Consider the following 23,858-nt stretch of genomic DNA (forward strand, 5'->3'; position numbering starts at 1 on the left):
CCGCCTCGCCTGCCTATCGCACTTCACCGCCGCGCCGACCGTGGCCCGCGGCATGGTGGCAGCCTGCCACAATGCGCCGGGGCCCGGTATGGCACCCGGCAGGTTACCGCCCCGGCCACAGTTCGACCATCCAGCGACCGTATCGGACCTCCGTCCCCGGCCGCACCGGTTGCTCAGCGGTGGACCCCGGTTCGGGTGGCGGCCCCGGCCAGTAGGGCGGGCAGGTCCAGCGTGCACCCGGCGCCGGACCGATCCGCGCTCTCCGCCGCCGGTTCGTCCGTGATCAGCGCGACGAGATCGGCCAGCGCTTCCCGGTCGAGCACCGCCAGTCCCTCGCTGCCGGACCACAGATGCGTGATCCATTCACCGGCCGGGGTCACGCTCCGGGCGTTGTCCGGGAGCAGCACCACGGTCGCACCCGCGGCGCCGGCCGCGACGATTTCCAGGACGGCGGCGAGATCGTCCCCGCGTCCGTGGCGGTAGGTCCGGGACTCGTAGGTCAGCCCGGTGGCGGTGTGTACCCGGTGCACCGCGGCGGCGAGCCGGTCGTAACTTACGCAGCGGCCGGTGGCGTCCACCACCACGGGATCCGCGCCCCGCAGCGGCCGCGTGCGGTGCGCATGGGTGACCGGTCGCGGTGATTGCGCGTCGATTTCGGCGCCGGCCACCGGATCGTCGAGCGCTATCCACTCGACACCGGGTTGTTCCGCGACGGCCGTGACAGCCAGCCCGACCTGCACCGTCAGGCCCGCGGCCGCCGCCACCGGCACGGCGTCGGCAGGTACCAGCGCCGCTCCCGCCTTGAGTACCGCCCAGGTGGCGACCACCGAATCCGGCCCGCGGTGCAGCGCATTCACCACCCCGCTCCCCGGCCCACACCCTCGCGCGATCAATACCCGGGCCAGCCGCGACGAGCGCGCGTCCAGTTCCTGGTAGGTCAGCACCTGCTCGCCGCGGACGACCGCGGGGGCAGCCGGATCGTCTTCCACCGAGGCCGAGAGCGTTTGGGCGAGCGCGGTCCCCGCCGTAGCCACCGGAACGGCTCCGAGCGGGACGGAGAAACTTTTCGCGCGCACGGCATCCGCCGCAGCCACCGGGACATCCTCCGGCGCGACGGAGAAAGACTGCGTGCGACCGGCATTCGGCGCACCGACCGGATCGTCTTCCGGCGCGACCGAGAAACTCTGTGCTCGCACGGCATCCGCCGTGGCCATCGAGCCACCTTCCGGCGCGACGGAGAAAGACTGCGCGCGCACGGCATCCGCCGAACCCACCGGAACCCCTACCAGCTCACCGGCAGAAGTCGGCGCGCGCCCGGCGTCCGCCGGATCGGCGGCGACCGTGGTGGGGAGAGTCCGGTCGAACGTGGACCGCACCGGAGCCGCTGCCGATGCGGCGGGCGAATTCTGCGCTGTCGCCGTGCCCGCCGAGGGCGCAGGTGGGTGCGTGTCGTCGAGAAGTAATGGACCGTCGGCGAAGCCGTCCGGTGCCGCGGTCGGCCCGGGCGTCGCGTGCGACTCCCCGTCGAGATCGATATCGCCGACCCGCATCCGCGGATCCGCGGCGACGGCGGTGAGCAGGCGCGTCAGACGGTGTCCGAACGACTGCACCGTCTCCTGATCGAGCACGTCGGTGGCGTAGGACAGCACGATCCGCAATTCGCCGGGTTCGCCGCCGGTTTCGCGACCCGGGTCGAGGTCGATCTGCAGCGCGTATCCGGCGACCGCGAGGTCGTGCACCGGCGCGCGAACCGTGAGCCCGGGCACCTGCACGACGGTCTGCTCGGTATCCCGGATCGACAACAGCACATCGAACAGCGACCGGGTGGGCGCCACGTCCGCCATGACCTGCTCGAACGGGATATCGGCGTGGGCGAATGCGGCCAGATCGGTTTCCCGCGCCCGGCCGAGCAGGTCGGTGAAGGTCTGCGTGGGCCGCACCCGGGTGCGCAGGACGAGTGTGTTGGCGAACCGGCCGACCAGATCGTCGAGGCCCGGTTCCGTGCGACCGGAGATCCGGGTACCGATGGCGATATCGCCGGCCCCGGTCAGCCGCTGCAGCAGGACGGCCACCGCGGCGTGCACCACCATGAACACGGTGGCATCGCGGTCACCGGCCACCGCCTCGAGGGTCCGGTGCACCGCGGCGTCGACGGTGAATCCGGTTACCCCGCCGAGCACGGAAACCGGCTCGGTGCGCGGCCGGTCCAGCGGAAACTCCACGATACCGTCCGAGTCGCGCAGCCGGCGACGCCAGTAGTCCAATTGCTGTGCCGCGAGCGAGGTCTCGTCGCCGGCATCGCCGAGCACCGCACTGTGCCAGACCGCATAGTCCAGATACTGCACCGGTACCGGCGACCAGCGCGGCGACTCCCCGCTCACGCGAGCCAGGTAGGCCCGCATCAGATCCCGGACCAACGGTGCCCGCGACCCGCCGTCGGTGGCGATCCCGTGCGTCACCAGCGCGAGGACGTGCTCGTCGGCTCCGGTGGTGAACAGCAGGCCACGGATGGGGGCCGCGGTCGCCGGATCGAAGGCGGCCGCACGTAATTGCGCGATCGCATCGGCGATCTCGTCGGTTTCCGCGGTCTCCACGCCGCCGCGCAGCGCCTGCGCCACCGGCAGGATGTCCTGATAGGGCCGCCCGTCCGGCCCCACCGGGTAGCGGGTGCGCAGCGGTTCGTGCCGCTCCAGCACGTCCGATATCGCGTACCGCAGCGCCGAGGTGTCCAGCGCACCGGTGAGGCCGACGGTCAGCGCGATATTGTCGCGCGCCGGTTCGGGCCGGTCGCGCAGCCGATGCTGGACAGGTGCGAGCGGAATCCGTTCCGGCCATTCGGCCCGTTCCAAGGGCGGGCGCGGCGCCGGCGGCGCGGCGGCGGGGATCACCCGAGCCGCCAGCGCGGCCACCGTCGGCGCCTCGACCAACGTCCGGAGCGTCAGATCGGCACCGAGCGCGCGATTGATCCGCGCCAGCGCCCGGCTCCCCAGCAGCGAATCACCGCCGAGTGCGAAGAAGTCGTCGTCCGCACCTACTTTGTCCACCCCGAGCAGTGCGGTGAACACTTCGGCGACAACGGTTTCCGCGCGCCCCTCCACCGCCGCGAAGGGCGGGCGCCCCGCGTCGTCCGCCGGTTCGGCCGGCTCCGCCCGGAATCCGCGGCCCCCGCCACCGGCGTACTCCAGGTTGGCACGCCCGGCAAATGCCGCCCACCGGCCGGTATCCCCGGATCGATACATCCGCGACCCCGGCTGCCCGAACGGATCGGCCACGAAACGGGTCGCGGTGTGTCCGGGGCTGCCGATGTAGCCGCGGGCCAGTTGAGCTCCCGCCACATAGATCTCGCCGGGCGCCCCGACCGGCGCGGGCCGCAACCGTTCGTCCAGCACATAGGCATCCAGGCCGGGCAGCGCACGACCGATCACACCGGCGGGGTTGTCCGCCAGCTGCTCGTCCAGCGCCAGGAACGAGGCGTGCACGGTGGCTTCGGTGATGCCGTACATGTTCACCAGCCAGGGCGCGCTCGCGTCGCCGCCGGTGGGGACCGGGTGCCGCTGGTACCAGTCCCGCAAGGCCCGCGGGTCGAGGGCCTCGCCGCCGAGCACCACATAGCGCAGCGCAGGTATCGCCTCGGCTCCGGCCGTATGCGCGACGCGATCGGCCTCGGCGAAACGGTGGAAAGCGGACGGAGTCTGGTTGAACACCGTGACGTTCTCGCGAATCAGGAGTTCGCGCAGCCGTTCCGGCGAATCCGCGGTCGGCTCGTCGACCACCACCACCGACCCGCCACCGGCGAGTGCGCACCACAGCTCCCACACCGACAGGTCGGCGGCGATCGAATGGCACAGCGTCCACACATCGGCGTCGTCGAAATCGAAGAGCAACTGGGTGTTGGCGAACAGTTCCACCACATTGCGATGGGTTATCCCCACGCCCTGCGGGATATCGGTGGAGCGGGAGGTGTACAGGACACAGGCGAGGTCGGCGGGCCGCAGCACAGCGTGGCGGTCGGCGTCGGTGACCGGGTCCGCGGGGTAGCCCGCGGTGTCCTCCACCAGCACCACCGGCAACTCACCCCAGGTCACCGCCGCACGTTGCGGACCGGTGGTGAGCACCGCGACCGGGCCCGCCGCGGCGAGAATCGCCGCCAGCCGCTGCCGTGGTTCGGCGGTGTCGAGTGGCAGGTAGGCGGCCCCGGACAGCAGCACCCCGAGCAGTGCGGCCGGTAACTCACCGTCGCGCGGGAGCGCCACCGCCACCACGGTCTCCGGTCCGGCGCCCGCCTCGATCACTGCGCGCGCCACCCGGTACGCACGGCCGAGCAGATCGTCGAAAGTCGAGACCGTGCCGCCGTAATGGACGGCCGGGGCATCCGGGTTCAACCGGGCCCGTGCCTCGATCAGGTCGATCAGTGTCACCGGCGGGACCGCGGCACCGGCGCTGTTCCATTCCCGCAGCACCAGATCGCGTTCGCCGGGCGCGAGCAGATCGATATCGCCCACGCTGATAGTGGCGTCGGCGGCCACCGCGGTGAGAATCCGGATCAACCGGTCGGCGTGATCGGCGACGGTCGGCGCGTCGAACAGGTCACGGGCATAGGTGAAGGTCAGGGTGGCGCCGGCGGCCGTGGTCACCAGGTCCACCCGCAGATCCAGTTTTTCCGGTAGCGCACCGTTGTCGTCCGCGGTGGCGAGCAGGACCCGGAACGGCGGCTGCCCGGCCACCGTGCGCAGCGTATCGATCAGATAGCCGAGCCGTTCCCGGCCCTGCCCGGTCCGCCCGTGCGCCGCCGCGGCGGCTTCCCGGGCGATCTCCAGCAGCGCGGTGAAACCGCCGGCCGGATCCACTTCGGTATGCAGCACCGACAGTCCGGCCGCGGCACCCCGCGCCGAGAACGCCCCCACCGCGGTTTCCCGGTTCCCGGACAACCGCGCCAGCAGCACGGCCAGCGCCGCCTGCACGACGATGAGATCGTTCGTATTCACTTGCCCGGCAAGGGTTGTCAGCGCGTCGTGCAGATCACCCGGCAGTTCCCGGCGGATTTGCCCGCTGCGCCGGGAGGCGGCGGCGGGCCGGGGCCGGTCGGCGGGTAGTTCCCCGTGCCGGGCGAGGGTATCGGGAGCGTGCCACCACCCCGGGGCCGGTACCGCCGCGCGGGCGGGCACGGCCAGCAGTTGCCCGGTCAGCGCGTGCAGCAGCGCGGACAGTGCCCGGGCGGAGGTTTCGGTGACGGTATCGCGCCGGTACCGCAGGCGCAGCCGCATGCGGCCCGCCGATTCCACCAGGAGGGTCACCGGGTGGTAGGTCCCCGCCCAGGTGGTTACGCCGAGGACTTCGAGCCCGGCGGCCGCGTCGCGCAGCTCCGCCGTGGCCGATGGAACCGGTTCATAGGCGAGAACGGTGTCGAAAAGCCGCGTCGGCGCCGGGTGGGAACCGGCCGGGCCGAGCCGATGGCGTTCCAGTGTGGCCTGTTCCGAATCCATCAGCGTGAGCAGATCGCGGACGGTCCATCCCGGTTCGAACCGGACCCGCACCGGCAGCACCCGGTCGAACAGGCCGGCCGGTTCGTCCGCTCCCGGCGGGCGGCCCGGCGCCACGGCGCCGAAGACGATATCGGTGCGCGCGGTAAGACTCGCCAGCAGCACCGCCCACACCGCCCGCACCACGGTATCGACGGTGACGCCGGACTCGGCCGCGTAGGCCGCCAGAGCCGCCGTCTCGTCCGCACCGAGCGTGAGGTCCACATCACCGAATCCGGTGCCCGGTTCGGCGGGCGGAGCGAGTACCGCGGCCAGTTCGGTGGGCCGGGCACCGTCCAGGTAGACCGACCAGCGGGTGCGCGCGGCCTCGGTATCCGCATCCGCGAGCCGGCGCACGTGGTCACCGTAGGCGGGTGGTCCGGGCAGTACGCCGGGGTCACCGTCCAGCGTGTACAGAGTCAGGAGATCGTGCAGCAGGCGCGGCGTCGACCGGCTGTCGAACAGCAGTTGATGCGCCACCAGAACGAGATGGGTGCGCCCCGATACCGTCCGATACACCGTGACCCGCAGCAGCGGCACCGTATCCACGGCGAACTCGGCCTGCCCCTCGGCTGCCAGCAGATCGGCCATCTCGTAGTCGCCGACATCGTCGATCACCTGCCACGGCAGTTCCGCCGCCGCCGTCACCACCTGCGCCGGAGTGCCGTCGGCCGTGGTGATGTAGGCGGTGCGCAACGCCGCGTGCCGATCGACGAGACCTTGGGCGGCCCGGTGCAGCCGGTCGAGATCGGGCCGCCCGCCCAGTTCCAGCGCGACCAGCCTCGTCTGCTCACCGGTGCCGCCGGCGACGAGCTGGGACCGGAAGAACAGCTCGGCGCCCGGCGAAGGCAGCGGAAGTACCTCCGACAGATCCGGATACACGATCCGCCACCGGTCGTACTCGGCCGGCTCGATCTCGAACAGCGGGCGGTCCGGCGCCGGAGCCCCGGGATGCGTAGCGCCCACCTCCGTGACCGCACCGAATTCGCCGGCGCCGCCGTATCCGGATTCGCTCCGTTCCGCTGTCCCGGCAAGCACGGACGTCTCGAACGCCGCGGCCGACGGGGATTCCCCATATGCCGCGGCAGACGCGGACGGTTCGACTGCCATCGCAGTCGAAGAATCCTCGAAAGCCACGACGGGTGTGGACCCCACGGCGGACGGAGACTTCCCGAAAGCTACGGGAGGTGCGGACGCCACAGCAGGCGACAAGCCTTCGAACTCCTCGGCAGACGAGGAGTCCTCGACCGCCACCGCAGGTACGGACCCCGCGGCAGGCGAGGAATGCTCGAACGCCACAGCGGACGGGGAACCCCCGAAATCCGGTTCCGGCAGTGCCCCGTGGTCGAGTTCACCGACCGGTGTCAGCGGAAGTTCGTCCACGATCACGAACGCGGCCGGAACCATATGAGCGGGCAGTGATTCGGTGAGGAATCCGGGCAGCTCATCGGCGTCCACAACGCTCCCGGCCCGCGGCAGCACATACGACACCGGCGCCGTGGACCCGGAGGGCAGCGTTTTGCCCAGCGTTACCGCGTACTCGATCGCCTCGTGCCGGGTGAGCACCGTATCGATCTCGGCCGGTTCGATCCGGAAACCGTGCACCGTCACCTGGAAATCGGTGCGACCCAGATATTCGACCTCCACACCGCGCGGCGTCTCGATCCGGCGCACCAGGTCTCCCGTGCGATACATGCGGGTACCGGGCGGGCGGGCGAACGGCCCGGCGACAAACCGTTCGGCGGTGCGCCCGGGCCGGTTCAGGTATCCCTGTGCCAGTGCCGGACCCGCCAGATAGAGCTCCCCGACCTCACCGGCGGGCACCGGCCGCAACCGGGCGTCCAGCACGAACAGTTCGATGCCCGGCACCCCGGAGCCGATGGTGATCGGTTCACCCGGATACACCGGTCCGGCGTGGGTGGCGACGACCGCGGCCTCGGTGTGGCCGTAGGAGAGGACGACATTATGGTCCTGCGCCCAGCGCCCGGCCAGTTGCGGGCCGACCCGGTCCCCCACGACCGCGACGAGCGTGGGTTCGGCGAGACCGGCCGGATCCACCGATTCCAGTGCCGCCGCAGTGGTGATCAGGTGGGTCACATACTCACGGCGCATCAGTTCGGCCAGATCCCGGCTGCCTGCCACGCCCGCCGGGGCGATCACCAGCGTCGCGCCCGCGGCGAAGGTGAGCAGTAATTCCAGGATCGAAAGGTCGTGATTCGGCGGGCAGCGGTGCGCCACCCGGGAATCACTGGTGACATCGTAGATTTCGGCGACCGCCGCGACCACGGTGGCCGGGCCGCCGTGCGTGACCACCACTCCCGCCGCTCCGCCGGTGTAGGCGATATATGCGGGATGGTGTTCGTCGAGCGGCCGGACCCGTTCGGCATAGGAGAGGGGCCGGCCGGACCGGCCGGCGATCCGCTGGGCCTGCACCGGGTCGTCGAGTTCGATCCAGTAGAGGGCGCGGCCGAGGGCCCGGCGATACTTCGAGGTGGTGAGGCCCAGCGCGGTGCCGGAATCGGTAACGAGATGGTCGATCCGGGCGGCCGGGTCGGTGGGGTCGATGAAAACATGTGCGGCGCCGGTTTTGGCGACAGCCCATACCGCCAGCACCGATTCCGGGCTGCGCGCGATCCCGATGGCCACCACATCGCCCGGTCCGATCCCGCGGTCGATCAGTTCCCGCGCCAGCCGCGAAGAGGCGCCGTCGAGTTCCCGGTAGGTCATCTCCCGCTGGTCCGCGGGATCACCCGTCGGGTTGTAGCGAACCGCCACCTCCTCCGCGGCCGATTCGACCGCGGCGGTCAGCAGCTGACCGAAAAGCGGACTGCCCGAGCGGCGCCGGCGACTGCCACGAATAGGACGGTGGGCAGTTTCCATTCGAGTGCATTCACCTCTCGCATCGAACCAGGTCACGGCCCCCGCGTGCCCGTTCGGCGGAGACCCGGTGCGACCGGGCCGAGCGCGGTGCGGCCATCATATCGGCCTGGACCGCAGAGGGTCGGGTGATGAGCGACCCGAACGGTCACCGCGGGTGAACCGTACTCAGAGCCAGCCGCGGCGGATGGCTTGTACCCCGGCCTGGAACCGGGTGCTGGCGCCGAGACGTTCGAGCAGCCGGGCCGTCCGGCGGACCACGGTGCGCCGCGACATTCCGAGCCGGCGCGCGATCGTATCGTCGGTCGCACCCATGCTCATCATGGTGAGGATGGCCCGGTCGCGTTCGTCGAGTTCGTCGGCGGCCGGCTGCACCGAAATGGGCGCGGAGAGGGTCCACAGGACATCGAAGCTGCGCACCAGCAGATCCAGCAGCGGCGAACCGCCGATCCGTAACGCCATCGGATCGGGGCGGCGTTCGTCGGTGTGCAGTACCAGGCTGGCACGTTCGTCGTCGGCGACGATGAGTTTGAACGGTGGGTCCGGCAACGTCCGGGCCTGCGCCCCGCGAGCATTGGTGGCCAGCGTGTTCCGCAACCGGTCCGCGTCCTGATAGATCGTGTCCTGGTAGAGGATCCGGTACCGGACGCCTTCGGCTATCCGGGCCTGTTTGAGATCGGTGATCCGGCTGTCGCGTTCGGCATCGCTGATATGGGGGCTGCGGTCCACCATTTTCACGCTGGATCCGGCGCCCGCATGCAATGCCTCGAAATCGGCGAGCAGTTCGGCCCGTTCGAATACCGGCACCACGGCCCCGTTCCAGCCCTGCGCGCGGCGCACCGAGCGGAACGTTTCGCTGAGCCGGGCCGCGGCGGCGTGCATGGTGCTGATCTGCTGGCGGCGGCGGCGTGCTTCGGCCTCCGACAGCGATTCCGGTGCGTGCGCGTCCCAGCGCGCGGCGCCGTCGGAATCGGCCAGCCGGATCACCGCACGCAACCCGCACAGTTCGTCCAGTGCCGTTTCCACAGCGGTTTCGGACAGTCCGGTATGGCGCGCGATATCGGCGACCGCGGACCGCGGCCGATGCACCAGGGCCGCGTAGACGCGGCCGTGGATCGACTCGGGCTCGAAGATTTCCGCCAGTTCGGTCACACCGGGAGTTCGTAGGTCTCCCTGCAGGCCGGTGGAGCCGGCAAGGATCGGACGGTCGAGCGGGCTTGTCGAGCTCAGTGCGAGGGTCCCCACTCCAGTGGCACCCCCTTGGACGCCATCCAGCTCATCGGATCGATTTTGTTCCCGCCCTGGTCCCAGATCTCGAGATGCAGATGGGGGCCGGTGGATTGACCGCGGTTGCCGACGGTGGCGATCACATCGCCCGCCTTCACCCGCTGCCCCTCCGCGACGTAGATATCGTTGACGTGACCGTAGACGCCGGTGGTGCCGTCGTCGTGCAATACGCGGACCCACATCCCGAAACCGGAGGCGGGCCCGGCTTCGATCACCGTGCCGTCGGCGACCGATTTGATCGGTGCGCCCAGCGCGTCGGCGAAATCGATGCCGTAGTGCATGGCGCCCCAGCGGCTGCCGTAACTCGAACTCACCATGCCGGCCACCGGCCGCACGACCGGAGCCGGAGCGAACTGCTGATGCAGCTGCTTGAGGGTCTGTTCGGCGTGGGCCAGCGGGGCGGCGACCTCGGGCGGCAGATTGCTCAACCCGAACGGTGCGGCGGCCGGAGCCGGAGCGGCGATCGGGGCGGCCTGCACCGGAGCGGGTGCGGGCGCCGGCGCGGCCGCGGGAGTTCGCATGGCCTGCTGTTGGACGGGCTGCGCCACGTCCTGAGCCGGCGGCGCGGCTTCGGGCTCGGATTTCCGGTCCCCGTCACCGGGCAACAGCGGCGCCGCGTAGGCGAGAGCGGGCGCGATCTGCGAGGCGGTGCCGATGATCGCACCGGCCGCGACAGCGGCCCCCGCGGCCGCCCGGACCTTCTCGGCGGTGCCGGCGGCGGCACGGTGGCGGCGCGGACGCACCTGGACCTCGTCGCCGATAAGGCTCATAACGGTGATGGAACCGGTGCCTAGTCGATGGTGCGCCAATGTCCGTCCTCGCTATCCGGTCAACATGTTCACGAATGCCACGTGCGGATCCAGGCCCCGAGCCCGGTAAACGTAACGTTTCGGCATCCGTTGTGACGGTAACTCTACCGCCCCGTGACCATATCGCAACCTTTTCCCCAAAACCCCCGCTAGAACCCCCGTCGACCCATTCTGAAACGGTCACGATCGCATACGCAAACCCCCAGCAAGACCCATTGCCGGCCCGAGCGAACCGGACACACACCCGAGTTCCGGCACCCAGCCGAACCTCGGCAGCCCAAGACACCGAGAGCCGGCCACCGAGCCACGCCGGAGCCGACCCCCTGAGCCCTCCAAAATCTGCCACCCCCGAGCGCGAGCGGCGCAGAATCCAGGAGACGCCCGGGGCGTTCGGCCCCCAGCCGTCCTCACATGCCGGCGGCCGCACCGGGTCCAGCGAGACCCACCATTCAGAAGCCACCCACAGGCCCACAACCCGACATCGAACGCACCACGGCCTGCGCCCAGCAGCAGGTCACCTGGGTTCCACAGCCCCGGAATCGAACGCAACCACGGCGGCGCCGAGTCCAGCGAGGCATTTAAAGGGTTTGGCCCGTCCCTGCGTTCAGCCCCGCGAGACAATGCGCCGCAGGCGCGAGTATCGCGGGGCTGAACGCAGGGACCAAGGGGGGCCAAACCCCGCGCGCCGAAGGCGCGCCAAAAGACACAGCCCCGAACAGCTTTCGCGGCAATCCACTGTTATTGACAACCAGTTTCGATTAGACTCGGCCCGGCAGATCTGCAGCGGTAATCCGTATCACCCGTCGCACAGACCGTTTGACCCCAGGAGGTCGCCGTGTCCTTGGATGTCCCCACCGCCCTGCTCGAACGTGCCGAAAGCGGTGAGATCACCGACGCCGAATTCGTCGAATGCGTCCGCACCTCGCTGCCCTACGCGTGGGAGGTCGTCAGTCGCGTAGCCGGTGAATTAGGCACCGGCACCGCCGAATTCGCCGACAACGAGGTCGCCCCGCCCGACGAGACCGCACGCGGCCAGCTGTTGCGGGCCCTCGCCTCCGATGCCATCCGGGGCGGTCTGGAACGGCATTTCGGCGTGAAACTGGCGTTCCAGAACTGCCATCGCGTGGCGGCGTTCCCGCTCGCGGCCGTCGGCGGCGAAACCTATACCCGGTTCATCAGTCCGCGGAATCAGCTGCTCAACCAGAGCCCCGAACTGCGCAACTGCTGAAACAGCCGGTCCCCGGCGCGAAACCGCGCCGGGGACCGTGTTGCGCCGAACTCAGCGCACCGTGGTGATCTCCAGTTCCCCGTCGGCGTGCTGCGCCCGCAGCCGCTTCTTGTCGAACTTGCCGACACTGGTCTTGGGAACCTCCGCGATGAACGTCCAGTATTCCGGCAGCTGCCATTTCGCGAAGCGCTCGGACAGGAACTCGCGCAGTTCCTCCGGTTGCACCGCGGCGCCCTCGGCCACCACGATCGCCGCCAGCGGCCGCTCGTCCCACTTCTCGTCGGGGATACCGATCACGGCCGCCTCGGCCACCGCGGGGTGGCCCATCACCGCGTTCTCCAGATCCACCGAGGAGATCCATTCTCCGCCGGATTTGATCACGTCCTTGGAGCGGTCCACCAGCGTCAGGTAGCCGTCCGGCGTGATCTTGCCGACGTCGCCGGTGCGCAGCCAGCCGTCGTCGAATTTGCCCGGGTCCACGGCCACCCCGTCGGGCGCGTAGTAGGAGCCCGTGATCCAGGGGCCACGCACCTCCAGTTCGCCCAGCGATTGCCCGTCGTTGGGCACCACGGACCCGTCGTCGCCGACGAGGCGCGCCTGGACACCGGCCGGGAACCGCCCTTGGGTGATCCGGTAGGCCCAGGCCTCCTCGCCGGTCACGCCCTGCGGTGGGTGGGCCATACTGCCGAGCGGCGAGGTCTCGGTCATACCCCAGGCGTGCACGACCGTGACTCCGTGCTTCTCCTCGAACGCCTTCATCATCGACGGCGGCGCGGCCGAACCGCCGACCACCACGGCACGCAGATGGGTGATGTCCTGCGGGGCGGCGGCCAGCGTGGCCAGTACCCCACCCCAGATCGTGGGTACGGCGGCGGCGAAGGTCGGCTTCAGGGCGGCCATCATTTCGAGCAGCGGGGCCGGCTGCAGGAAGCGGTCCGGCATGATCACGTTCGCGCCGGTCATCAGTGCCGCGTACGGCAGGCCCCAGGCGTTGGCATGGAACATCGGCACGATGCCGAGCACGGTGTCGTCGTTGCGCAGCCCCATACCGGACGGGGTAGTCGCCTGCATGGCGTGCAACCAGTTGGAGCGATGCGAGTAGACGACACCCTTCGGATCACCGGTGGTGCCGGAGGTGTAGCACATCGCCGCAGCGGTCCGTTCGTCGAGCACCGGGAAGTCGTAGCCGGCGGGGTACTTCGCGAGGAGTTCGGCGTAGTCGTGCACGGTGACCCCGTCCACCGCCGGCACGGCCGCGGCGTCCCCGTTGACCACGATCACGTGCCGCACCGTCTTCAGCTGCGGCAGGTACTGCGCGAACATCGGCACCAGGCTGCCGTCGACCAGTACCACCTGGTCTTCGGCGTGGTTGGCGACGAAGATCAGCTGTTCGGCCGACAACCGGATGTTCAGGGCGTGCAGCACCGACCCCATTGCGGGCACCGCGATATAGGCCACCAGATGCTCGTTGTTGTTCCACATGAAGGTGCCGACCCGGTCGCCCTGTCCGATACCGAGGCCGGTGAGAGCGTTGGCCAACCGTCCCGCATCGGCGCCGACCTCACGGTAAGTCATGGTGCGCACCCCGTCCCCGGTCCAGGTGGACACCGTGGAATCGCCGACGAAGGTGGACGCGTAGCGCAGCAGCGTCGCCAGCGACAGCTGGTCGTCCATCATGGTGCTCAACATCGGGAATACCCCTTACTGATCTGTGTGGCGGGTGATGCGTGACGTGAGCCCCGACCCTTCCGGTGAGACACAGAAGAGAGGATGACTCACATCACACCGCCGCACACTACCGTGGAGTAGCGGGGCATGGTGACGGGTAGCGAAGAAACCCGGCAGAATCGTGACACCGCTGGTCAGCGGGCAGAGAAGAGGTGCCGCGCGAGCGGCGGTGCGGACGGGATGAGACGCAATGCCCGCGACGCCCCCTGCGGGCCACCGGCATTGCGCCATCGCCGCCGAGCACTCCCTTGTGATAACCCGCAATCCGGCCCGGTGCCAAGTCAGATAACGAAATGACATCCAAACGAGACACGACCCGAATTCATGTACCGACTGATGGGATGAATGCGCCGCTCACCCAGCCGCACGACCACTGGTTATTCAGTAACTGAACTATCGCGGCCGGAGAGTCCGGATCATTTACAGATGCACGCGCAGCAAGGGCCGACCCGGAAATTCTGGCCGAAAATATCGATTCACTGACCTTCGTTCCCTTCGGCGCAACCGTCCGCCGACCTACCCTTGGAATATGACAACGCCGTCGATCATCATCATCGGGGCCGGGTTCGGTGGGCTCGGTATGGGACTCGAACTCCTGCGGTCCGGGATCGACGATTTCGTCATCGTCGAACGCGCCCAGGATCTCGGCGGCGTCTGGCGGGAGAACACCTACCCCGGCGCCGCCTGCGATGTGCCGTCGCCGCTGTATTCGTGGTCGTTCGAACCACGCTCCGACTGGCCCCGGCGCTTCTCCGAGCAGGCCGATATCCACGACTACATGCGCGGTGTCGTGGGCAAATACGATCTCGAACGCAAGATTCGTTTCGGCACCGAGATCAGCGACGCCGAATACGATGCGGCCCAGGCGAAATGGCAGATCCGCACGACCGGCGGCGAGCTGCTCATCACCGACGTCCTGATCTCCGCGGTCGGCCAGCTCTCCCGCCCCGCGCTGCCGAATATCCCCGGTATCGACACCTTCAGCGGCCCTGCCTTCCATTCGGCCGAATGGGACCACTCGGTGGACCTCACCGGCAAACGCGTCGCCTGCATCGGCACCGGCGCCAGCGCGATCCAGTACATCCCGCGAATCCAGCCGCTCACCGAACACCTCACCCTCTTCCAGCGTTCCGCGGCCTGGGTACTGCCGAAACCGGACGCCGAATACACCGCCGGCCACCACGCCGTTTTCAAGTACCTCCCCCCGGTCCGCTGGGCCGAACGCCTCGGCTGGTGGCTGTTCTTCGAAGTGATGGCACTGGCCCTCACCGATCTGCAGGGCATCCAGGCGCCCGTCCTGAAGGTCGCCGAAAGCCACCGCGCGAAGCAGATCCCCGACCCGATCCTGCGCGACAAGCTCACGCCCGACTACGCCGCCGGCTGCAAACGCGCCCTGTTCTCCAACGACTACTTCCCCGCCCTCGGCCGGCCGAACGTCACCGTGGAGACCAACGCGATCACCGAGATCACCCCAACCGGAGTGCGCACCGCCGACGGTATCCACCACGACGTCGACGTCATCATCTACGGCACCGGCTTCAAGGGCACCGAGTTCCTGGCCCCCATGAACGTCTACGGCACCGACGGCCGCAAACTCGCCGACGCGTGGGCCGCCGAGGGCGCCCGCGCCTACCTGGGCGTTTCGGTTCCGAAGTTCCCCAACCTCTTCCTCATGTACGGCCCCAACACGAATGTGGGCTCGGGTTCGATCGTCTACATGCTCGAATCCCAGGCCCGCTACATCCGCCAGGCCGTCGAACACCTGCGCCGGCACCCGGACCGCGGCCTGGCCGCCCGCGCGGAAACCGAACAGCGCTGGGACGACTGGCTGCAGAAACGCCTCGAGGACACCCCGTGGAACTTCTGCTCCAGCTGGTACCGCAACGCCTCGGGCCGCATCACCAACAACTGGCCCGGCGCCACTCTCCTCTACCGCTGGAAAACCCGCCGCTTCGACCCCGCCGACTACGAAACCACGGCCGCATCCTGAACTCCACCACCCGCCGAACCTACGATGCGGCCCCACGCCGGGTCACCCGGTAGACTCCTGCCCACCGGCCCCCGGCCCGGCCCTCGTAGCTCAGGGGATAGAGCACCGCTCTCCTAAAGCGGGTGTCGCAGGTTCGAATCCTGCCGAGGGCACCAGAACTTCTCAGTCGGGCATCGCCGAGTAGGTCACTACGAGGGGCGCGTGATCGGAGAGGCGTTCGGCGGGTGACGGTTCCTTGTCGACGACGACAGACGTCGCGAGGCGGGCGAGGCCGGGTGTCGCGAGTTGGTGGTCCACTCGCCAACCCACATCCTTGGTGAACGATTGCCCCGCCCAACTCCACCAGGTGAGTGGACCCGGGCGATCGCCGTGCACCTGTCGCACCACGTCGACGAGCCGGCGCCTGCCGAGAACCGCACTGAACCACTCGCGGTCGGCGGGCAGGAAGCCGTCCATCGTGCGGGCGGCACGCCAGTTGGTCACATCGTGCCGGGTGTGCGCGATGTTCAGGTCCCCGGTGAGGACGAACTCACGTCCCGCACCCAGCGCAGCGAGCCGATTCCGGTGCACTTCGCGGGCGAACGCAGCGAGGAACCTCTGCTTGCGTTCGTACTTGACCCCACCATCGGGCTGTTCGCGCATCGATCCCGGGCGCTGGAGATGCGCGGGCAGACCACCCTTGGGGAGATACAGAGAGGCCACCGTCACCGGGCGGTCGGCCAGGTCGACCTCGATATAACGTCCCTGTGCGGTGAACTCACCGAGTCCGCGGGCCCTGGGTGGGTGGGTCACCCACGTCCGCACGGCAGCGGCGGGAACCTTGGTCAATACGGCCACACCGTTGCGACCGGCCACGGAACCGTCATCCACTGCCGCCGAATAGCCCGGGAAGGTTCCCACATCAGCTGCGGAACAACGCAACTCCTGCAGCGCAACCACATCCGCCGCCCGGCCCCGCAACCACTGGTCGAATCCACGACGACGTGACGCGCGGATTCCGTTGACGTTGAATGTGGCGACAGTGAAAGAGTCAGCGACCGACGAACCCATGGCAACACTGTGCCGGAGACCCCTGTCACCCGCCCGGGCAGCTCCAATACACGACCTGAAACCAGGATGCCGCGGGTTCGAATCCTGTCCGTGCCGCCACCGTTATGGGCTGGTGGCGGTACGGGCCCCGTTTCGGGGGTAGCAGCGGGGGTCAGGGGGGCGGCGGCTGTGGCGGCGTCGGGGAGTGTTTCTTCGGTCACTCTGGACAACCCGCTACGTCGACGCCGCCGTCGCCCGGCTCCGTGCCGAGGACCACGAGATCCGGGGCGAGGACATCGCCCGGCTCTCCCCGCTCGAGCATCGCAACCCGAACCTGCTCGGCCGCAATAACTTTTCCGTCTCGACCCCAGCCGCCGGCGCCCATGCGCGACCCGGATGCCCCAGAGCTGGACGAGGACGAGACTCCCGCGGAATGAATCCGGCGCGGCCCGGGACAGGCTCGCCGGGTCGATCAGAGGAGGGCGCCGCCGGAGACCTCGATGCGCTGGGCGGTCATCCAGCGCAGGCCCTCCGACGCCAGCGTGGCGATGGCGGCGCCGATCTCCTCGGGTTCGCCGACGCGGCCGAGCGCGGTCTGCCCGGCGAGACCCTGGCGCATCTGGGCGTCATCGCGCATGGCACCGCCGTTGAAGTCGGTGGCGGTCGGCCCCGGGGCAATGGAGTTGACTCGGATGCCGCGGGGGCCGAGTTCTGCGGCCAGAGTGCGGCTCAGGGCCTCGACGGCGGCCTTCGAGGCGGAGTAGACCGAGGTCGCAGGACTGGTGTGGCGAGTCAACGACGACGAGACGTTGATGACGCGGGCGCCCTGCGCCAGCAACGGCACAAGCGACTGGATGAGGAAGAACGTGCCCCGCACGTTCGTGCCGAACACCGTGTCGAAGTCGTCGGCCGTGACCGCTTCCAGCGGGCCGAAGACACCCACCCCCGCGTTGTTGACCACGATATCGAGCCGCGAAACCCCCCACCGCTCGAGCAGTCCGCTCAACTCGGAAGTGAAGGCTCCGAAAGAAGAGACGTCGCTGATGTCGAGACGCACGACAGCGGCAGTCCCGCCCGCAGCGTGCACTTGCTGCGCCGTCTCCTCGGCCCCGGCCGCATCACCGCGATGGGTGACCACGACCCGCACTCCGCGCGCCGCCAGGGCAAGAGCCGTACTCCGACCCAGGCCACGGTTCGCACCGGTCACCAAAGCGATCCTGTCGACTGTCATCAGCTGCTCCCTCATTGCACGGCACCCGAGAGACGGCGGGCGCCACAATCAGATGCGAGTCGCTTGACTCGCCTTTTCATCGCACTGTAGGCAGACCAAAGGAGGCGAGTCAAGTGACTCGCCTCGGAGCTAGGGCATACTGCACGCATGGCAGCAGAGCTCTCCGCACATCACCGCCGCCTCGCCCAGCAAAAGCGTGAGGCGATCATCTCCGCCGCCACGGACCTCTTCCTGAATCGCGGTTACGACGGCACTTCCCTCGCCCGCATTGCCGAAGGGGCGGCAGTCTCGAAGTCCACCCTGTTCAAGCAGTTCCCCACCAAGGCAGCCCTTTTCGAGGCCATCGTCACCGAGTCCTGGCAGCGCGACGCCGGAGGCGCTGTCGCACGGCCTCAGGCCGGAGACCTGCGTTCCGGCCTGACCTCCATCGGCCATCGCTACGCCGACCTGATCGGCCGGCCCCGCATGACAGCCCTGTTCCGCATCGTCATCGCCGAGCTGCCCCGCTTCCCCGAACTGGGGCGGATGCAGTTCCAGCTCGGCAAGCTGCCCTACTTCACCTCGGTCCAGCACTACCTGGAGTCGGAGCACGAGGCCGGTAACGCCGATGTCCCGGACGCCGAGAGCGCCGCCAACCAGTTCCTCGGGATGATCGCCAACTACGTCCTGTGGCCCCGCATGCTGCTGACCGACTGGGACCCCTCAGCCTCTGACATCCGCTACGCCGTCGAGCAGGCGGTTGAGACCACGCTCGCCCGGTACGCCTCCGATCAACCAGGCTGACCCAAAGCTGGAATTCGTACGCCGCCGCCCCAGCGCTGGAGGGCTCGCGGAGCAGCGGCCGTGCGGGCCGTAGCTGTCGTCAAACGTTCGTTTGACGACAGGGAGACGCAGCTCGATCCATCCGCCCGCCGTCAACTCGGGTGGTGCCAATGCCGTGATCGTGCGGCTCGCCGCCGGACGGGACATCACAGGGCTGGAAGACGCGAAGCCGTCAGTCGAGAGCGTGGGCGCGACAGGTCCGCAGACAGCATGCCGCGGCACCCCGCTCACCGACCGCCTACAAATCATCGGCCACAAGGGGGCAGCCGCTCTGCGGTTGCCCCCTCGGAATAACTCATCTGGGCGTCGGAGAGCAACTGCTCGATCCGTGCGGTGCAGAACGCGGTCACATCGGTCTCCGGTGGCAGCTGTAGCCGGTGCGCCATGCGCAGGAGTGGGATGCTGAGCAGGACCGCCGCCAGTACCTCGTTGTAGCGCAGGTTGCGCACCGTCATCCCGCTACGTTGCTCGTAGCGCGCGATCGTCTCCTGTCGGGTCGGTGTTCCCGGAAGCCGTTCGGTGTCCTGGAATTCCGAGCACGCCCAATCCAGGAACAGCATCCAGGCGAGGTCGGCTTCGTGGTCGCCGAGGTAGGCGATCTCCCAATCGAGGACACCGGTGACCCGGAATTCGGTGTCGTAGAGGATGTTCGACATGCGGGCGTCACCCCAGCACAGCGTGATGTGCTCGGGTTCGTACAGATTGGCGCGCAGCCATTCCACGGCCCGGCGCAGCGCGGGTGGTTGGGTGGTGGATGCCCAGTCGAGCGCAGCGTCGACGTAGCCGATCATCTGCTCGAGCGGCGCGGTACCGAACTGCGGGAATGACAGGAAGTCCAGATTCAGTGTGCGCCAGTCGAGCCGGTGGATTTCGGCTATGGTGTCGACGCAACCCCACCACATCGTTGTCCGCTGGGCCGGTTCGGCGTCGAGGTACAGCCCGGCCGAATGGTAGGACGGCAGGTCGCCGGGCGCGCTGCCCTCGATCCGGTCCATCACGAAGTACGGACTGTCGAGCGCTTCGGTGCCGCGGTCCAGCCAGCGGACGGTGGGAACCGGGAGGGGTGTATCGGCGAGGCGGCGCATGACCAGCACCTGCCGGAGCAGGTCGTAGTCGGGGAACAACGCCACCTCGGGCGGGCGCCGCAGCACCAGCGGGACCGGTTCGACATCGTCGCGTTCGAGGTCGAACAGGAAGGTCTCGGTCGCCAGCCCGCGCGGGCTGGCCGACCAATTCGCCACCCGGATGGAGTCAGCACCGGGAAATCCGGCACGCAGCGCGGGGACGACGGCGGCCGGCAGGTCGTCTGCCGTGGGTCGAGTGGTCATCAGTAACCCTCGTATCCGTAGCGGGCATTGCGACCCATGAACACCATTTCGACCAGCCCGTATCCGACCTTTCCGTCGCCGCTCTCGATCCTGCAGAAGGTCTCGGTGAGCATGCTGACCTGGCGCAGTTCGTCGGTATCGTTCAGGTCGACGGTGAAGCCGTCGCTGTAGGACGGGCCCTTCCAGATGCCGGAGGCGTAGCCGCGATACATGTCGTAGCCCGCGAGCCCCGGCCAGAAGTCCTGTAGGGCGCTGACGGCGAAGGTGCGGGAACTGCCGTCGGCGGCGTTCACGGTGAAGCCACCCTCGGACACGATCCGGAAGTCGTCACGGAACCGCAGGTCGTGGGTCACGCCGGTGATCGGCACGACCGGTGCTTGCGCCTCGATGGGCCGCTGGATGGAGCCCTCGAAATGCCAGCGCTGCCCGTCAGCGGTCTCACGCTGCGCGAAATGCACCAGTTCGTCGTCGAACTGGAAGATGCCCATGAAGTACAGGACGCCGTCCGGGATCTCGGAGGGCTGCAAGCCCTCACCCTCGCCGAGACTTCCGCCGCCACCGCCGTGCCTGGTACCCCACGAGTGGTCGCGGCCGAACCACCAGGTGTTCGGATCGATGTCGATACGTTCGCCGTCGACCTCGAGCCGGCCGGAGATCTCGCCGTTCTGGTAGTAGCGTCGCGCGTCCTCGCGGACCCGGCCGCGGGTGCGGAAGAAGGCGGGTTCCTGTTCGTAGGCGGGGAACCGACCGCGGAAGTTCAGTTCGAGGCGCAGGCCGTGGTCGTTGTCGCCGAGGGTGGCGCGCACACCGCGCAGTGGTTCGGTGATCTCGTAGCGATACGGCCCGACCTGCCAGGCACCGAGGTCGTCGTAGTTGCCGCCGATCTCGCGGGACAGGCGGACCACGTGCGCCTTGCCGTCGACGGTGACCATGGCGTAGGCGTCCATGACGTTGCGGTTGGGGTAGCGCGCCATCCCGGTCATGACGCTGACCCGGCCGGTGGTGTCGAAGCCGTAGAGCACGATGCGCTCGGTCCAGCGCAGATCGCTCTGGGCGACGTGGTCGAAGGTCGTGGGCAGTTGATGACAGAGCAGTTCGTCCTGGGGAGTCAGCATGGGGTGCTTCCTTCGCGAAGTGGGGGCGGAACACGTTTCAAGTTAGCTAATTCGAATACACCATGACGCGTTTTTAAAAAGATCGGATCTCGGCTACGCTCTGCCCACATCGAAGGAGGAGTGATCGGTGACCGAACAGAGCGAGGTCCGGCAGGGACCCGGCCGCCCACGCGACCCGCAGCTGGACGAACAGGTCCTGCGCGCCACCCAGGAACTGCTGGTGGAACAGGGTTTTCAGGCCACGACGATCCAGGGCGTCGCGCGCCGAGCCGGGGTCGTCGCCACCTCGATCTACCGCCGGTGGCCGAACAAGATCCACCTCGTCGAGGACGCGATCTTCGCACTCGAGACCGGCGCGGTCCCGCAGCCCACCGGTGACATCGGCGCGGATCTGCTCGCGTGGACCCGGCTGTTCTTCGCCGCCGCCACCCACCCCGCGGCCCGCTCCGGCATCCCGGGTCTGCTCTCGGCCTATCACGACGACGAGGAGAGCTACCGCCGGCTGCGCGAACGCGGCGAGGACCTGGCACGGCTCGCCCTGCGCGCCACGCTCGACGCGGCGATCGAATCCGGCCAGGTCCCCCCCGGCTGCGACCCCGACCTGATCTTCGAATTCCTGCGCGGCGCCACGCTGCTGCGCGCTCTCACCCGCGGCGACGAGGACGGCGAACAGTTCTGCCGCCAGACCGCCGCGGCCCTGGTCACCTTGGCTACTCACCACGAAAGTGCGAGATGAGAACTCCCTGTCGCCGTCTGCTCGTCGCCACGGCGGCCGTGCTGCTGGTTCCCGCCGCCATCGGTATCGCACAGCCCGGCTCCTCCGGGGTCGTGCTGGAGAACCGCGATATCGCCGATACCGCCGTCGCGCGTGCCACCTGCGCAGGAGACGCCCTCCCCGAACCCGGCCTGCAGGGCGACGTGCCCGCCGCCGACCGCGACAGCGGCCGCAGCACCCAGGGATACCGGTGCAACCTCAGCCGCATCGGCGGCTACGCGGGCCGCGGCGCCGGAATCACCTCGACGCAGTTCGACCACTGTGTCTATCTGGGCAGCTTCTTCCCGGGCAATCTGCTCGGCCCCGCACAGGGCGTGCAGGTGATCGACGTCGCCGATCCGGCGAATCCGGTGCTCACCGCCACACTCACCGAACCGGCCATGCTGGCGGGCACCTGGGAGAGTCTCAAGGTCAATGCCGAACGAAAGTTGCTGGTCGGCACCGGGGCTCCCGCGTTCACCGGCGCCGGGCTGATCTCGGTCTACGACATCTCCGACTGCGCGCACCCGCGCCTGCTCAACCCGGGCCCCGGCACCGACCTGAGCCTGCCGGTCCCGATCACCGCACATGAGGGCGGCTTCTCCCCCGACGGCCGCACCTATTGGGCCTCGGGCGTCATCCCGGGCATCGTCAGCGCCGTCGACCTGACCGATCCGGCCGACCCCAGGGTGATCTGGCAGGGCATGCCAGGCCAGTCCATGCACGGCATGGGCCTGCGCGCCGACGGCAACCGCCTGTATCTGGCCAACAATATGGGCGGGCTGACCATCCTGGACACCTCCGCGGTGCAGCGGCGCGACCCGGACCCGCAGGTGCCGATCATCGCCCAGCTGACCTGGACCGACGGCTGGGCAACCCAGCAGAACGTCCCCGTCAACTACGACGGGGTCCCCTATCTGTTCAGCGCCGACGAGGCCGGATCCGGTGGCGTCAAAGTCATCGACATCTCCGACGACACGCATCCGCGCGTGGTGAACACGATCAAACTGGAGATCAACCTGTCACAGCACCGCGACAGCGCGATGGCCTCCGGCATGGGGGGCTCACTGTTCGCCTACGACGCCCACTACTGCTCCGCCGACCGCCCGGTGAACCCCACCGCGCTGGCGTGTGGCTGGATCTCCTCCGGTATCCGGGTATTCGATGTCCGCGACCCGCTCCAGGTGCGCGAGATCGCTTACTACAACCCGCCCGCGCGCACCGGTCAGAACGCCGAACTGTGGAACTCCCCGCACGCACTCGCCTCGATCATCGGTGTTCCGCTGCTCAGCGCACCCTCGGTCATGCAGGCCGTCGAGTCGGGCGCCTTCGATCCCGAGCAGGCGCGCAGCTCGCGCACCGGCGACGTGGCCTTCGGCGACCTCTCCACCGATTGGTGCTTCTCCGCCCCTGTGTGGCGCGGTAATCAGCTGTGGGCCGCCTGCGCCGACAACGGCCTGCTCACCCTGGAGTTGTCCCGCGAGGTGTACACCCCACCCGCCGACCAGCGCTCGACGGTCGGCTCATGAGCCGGCGGGTGCTGCTCGGAGCCGCGGCCGCCGCGACCCTGTTCCTGCTGGTACTCGGCGCCGCTATGCGGCCGCTCCTGATCTCCGAGACGGTCACCCCCGCACCGGTATTGACTCCCACCGAAATCGGTTTCGTGCAGGATATGGCCGGCCACCATCAGCAAGCGCTGGCCATGGTCGATCGCCTCGCCGCCGACGTCGACCCCACCGTGCGGCGACTGGCAGACCAGATCGCCGACGCCCAGCGCCTGGAGATCGGCATGATGCTCGGCTGGCTCCGGTTGGCCGGAGCAACACCGGCCAACCCGCACCCGATGTCGTGGATGCCCCCCGGCCATCACTCCGCCGCGTCCACGACCATGCCCGGCATGGCCACCCGCGCCGACCTCGACGCCCTCGCTCTGGCACGCGGCACCGACGCCGAAACGATGTTTCTGCGCCTGATGTATGGCCACCACCAAGGCGGGGTCGCCATGGCCCAGATGTTCGATGAGCTGTTCACCGGTGGACCGGTCGAACAGGCGGCCCGCGACATGATCAGCACGCAGAGCCAGGAGTCGGGGCTCATCGGTCTGCTGCTCACCCGGGGCGGCGCCCCCGCGACCGGCTGAG

At 68.9% G+C, this 23,858-nt stretch carries 14 protein-coding genes and 1 tRNA gene; 7 read left to right on the forward strand and 8 right to left on the reverse strand.

The window, feature by feature from the left end; genetic code table 11:
* Positions 1 to 173: 173 nt before the first annotated feature.
* The 3 genes from ACQEVO_RS26810 to ACQEVO_RS26820 all read right to left on the reverse strand — a co-directional run bounded on the left by ACQEVO_RS26810 (position 174) and on the right by ACQEVO_RS26820 (position 10,453).
* Entirely contained in the window at positions 174 to 8,399 is an 8,226-nt protein-coding gene (locus ACQEVO_RS26810; protein WP_432918641.1) for an AMP-binding protein, read from the reverse strand.
* A gap of 165 nt (positions 8,400 to 8,564) precedes the next feature.
* Positions 8,565 to 9,548 carry a LuxR C-terminal-related transcriptional regulator gene (locus ACQEVO_RS26815; RefSeq protein ID WP_432918644.1) on the reverse strand — a complete coding sequence of 328 codons (984 nt, stop codon included), beginning with the start codon at positions 9,546 to 9,548 and terminating at the stop codon, positions 8,565 to 8,567.
* Positions 9,549 to 9,622: 74 nt separating this feature from the next.
* Complete coding sequence (locus ACQEVO_RS26820) at positions 9,623 to 10,453, reverse strand: M23 family metallopeptidase (RefSeq protein WP_432918647.1); 831 nt, start codon at positions 10,451 to 10,453, stop codon at positions 9,623 to 9,625.
* 874 nt (positions 10,454 to 11,327) lie between these two features.
* Between ACQEVO_RS26820 and ACQEVO_RS26825 the strand changes: the two genes are divergently transcribed.
* Positions 11,328 to 11,720 carry an SCO5389 family protein gene (locus tag ACQEVO_RS26825; RefSeq protein ID WP_432918650.1) on the forward strand — a complete coding sequence of 131 codons (393 nt, stop codon included), beginning with the start codon at positions 11,328 to 11,330 and terminating at the stop codon, positions 11,718 to 11,720.
* Between the two features lie 51 nt (positions 11,721 to 11,771).
* Here the strand turns inward: ACQEVO_RS26825 and ACQEVO_RS26830 are convergent, their stop codons facing one another.
* On the reverse strand, positions 11,772 to 13,409 hold the full coding sequence (locus ACQEVO_RS26830) for a long-chain fatty acid--CoA ligase (RefSeq protein ID WP_432918652.1): 1,638 nt from the start codon (positions 13,407 to 13,409) through the stop codon (positions 11,772 to 11,774).
* A 568-nt stretch (positions 13,410 to 13,977) separates the two neighbouring features.
* Between ACQEVO_RS26830 and ACQEVO_RS26835 the strand changes: the two genes are divergently transcribed.
* Positions 13,978 to 15,438, forward strand: a complete 1,461-nt coding sequence (locus ACQEVO_RS26835) for a flavin-containing monooxygenase (RefSeq protein ID WP_432918655.1) — start codon at positions 13,978 to 13,980, stop codon at positions 15,436 to 15,438.
* A 79-nt stretch (positions 15,439 to 15,517) separates the two neighbouring features.
* Positions 15,518 to 15,593, forward strand: a tRNA-Arg gene (locus ACQEVO_RS26840).
* Between the two features lie 7 nt (positions 15,594 to 15,600).
* On the opposite strand, the gene ACQEVO_RS26845 is transcribed toward ACQEVO_RS26840, so the two are convergent.
* Together ACQEVO_RS26845 and ACQEVO_RS26850 are read right to left on the reverse strand one after the other, a co-directional pair.
* Complete coding sequence (locus tag ACQEVO_RS26845) at positions 15,601 to 16,488, reverse strand: exodeoxyribonuclease III (RefSeq protein WP_432918658.1); 888 nt, start codon at positions 16,486 to 16,488, stop codon at positions 15,601 to 15,603.
* Between the two features lie 451 nt (positions 16,489 to 16,939).
* On the reverse strand, positions 16,940 to 17,713 hold the full coding sequence (locus ACQEVO_RS26850) for an SDR family NAD(P)-dependent oxidoreductase (RefSeq protein ID WP_432918661.1): 774 nt from the start codon (positions 17,711 to 17,713) through the stop codon (positions 16,940 to 16,942).
* 132 nt (positions 17,714 to 17,845) lie between these two features.
* On the opposite strand from ACQEVO_RS26850, the gene ACQEVO_RS26855 reads away from it, so the two are divergent.
* Positions 17,846 to 18,481, forward strand: a complete 636-nt coding sequence (locus tag ACQEVO_RS26855; RefSeq protein WP_432918664.1) for a TetR/AcrR family transcriptional regulator — start codon at positions 17,846 to 17,848, stop codon at positions 18,479 to 18,481.
* A 284-nt stretch (positions 18,482 to 18,765) separates the two neighbouring features.
* Here the strand turns inward: ACQEVO_RS26855 and ACQEVO_RS26860 are convergent, their stop codons facing one another.
* Together ACQEVO_RS26860 and ACQEVO_RS26865 are read right to left on the reverse strand one after the other, a co-directional pair.
* Positions 18,766 to 19,848 carry a phosphotransferase family protein gene (locus ACQEVO_RS26860; protein ID WP_432918667.1) on the reverse strand — a complete coding sequence of 361 codons (1,083 nt, stop codon included), beginning with the start codon at positions 19,846 to 19,848 and terminating at the stop codon, positions 18,766 to 18,768.
* Entirely contained in the window at positions 19,848 to 20,963 is a 1,116-nt protein-coding gene (locus ACQEVO_RS26865) for a hypothetical protein (RefSeq protein WP_432918670.1), read from the reverse strand. The genes ACQEVO_RS26860 and ACQEVO_RS26865 overlap by 1 nt, the downstream gene beginning before the upstream one ends.
* A 127-nt stretch (positions 20,964 to 21,090) precedes the next feature.
* Here ACQEVO_RS26865 and ACQEVO_RS26870 point away from each other — a divergent pair, with 127 nt between their 5' ends.
* From ACQEVO_RS26870 to ACQEVO_RS26880, 3 genes are read left to right on the forward strand one after another with little or no spacing between them, the layout of a single operon-like run.
* Entirely contained in the window at positions 21,091 to 21,699 is a 609-nt protein-coding gene (locus tag ACQEVO_RS26870) for a TetR/AcrR family transcriptional regulator (RefSeq protein WP_432918673.1), read from the forward strand.
* Positions 21,696 to 23,246 carry an LVIVD repeat-containing protein gene (locus ACQEVO_RS26875; protein ID WP_432918676.1) on the forward strand — a complete coding sequence of 517 codons (1,551 nt, stop codon included), beginning with the start codon at positions 21,696 to 21,698 and terminating at the stop codon, positions 23,244 to 23,246. Before ACQEVO_RS26870 ends, ACQEVO_RS26875 begins: the two co-directional genes overlap by 4 nt.
* Entirely contained in the window at positions 23,243 to 23,857 is a 615-nt protein-coding gene (locus ACQEVO_RS26880) for a DUF305 domain-containing protein (RefSeq protein ID WP_432918679.1), read from the forward strand. The genes ACQEVO_RS26875 and ACQEVO_RS26880 overlap by 4 nt, the downstream gene beginning before the upstream one ends.
* The last annotated feature ends 1 nt before the right edge of the window (position 23,858 follow it).

The sequence above is a fragment of the Nocardia sp. CA-290969 genome (assembly GCF_050936135.1).
Taxonomy (GTDB): domain Bacteria; phylum Actinomycetota; class Actinomycetes; order Mycobacteriales; family Mycobacteriaceae; genus Nocardia.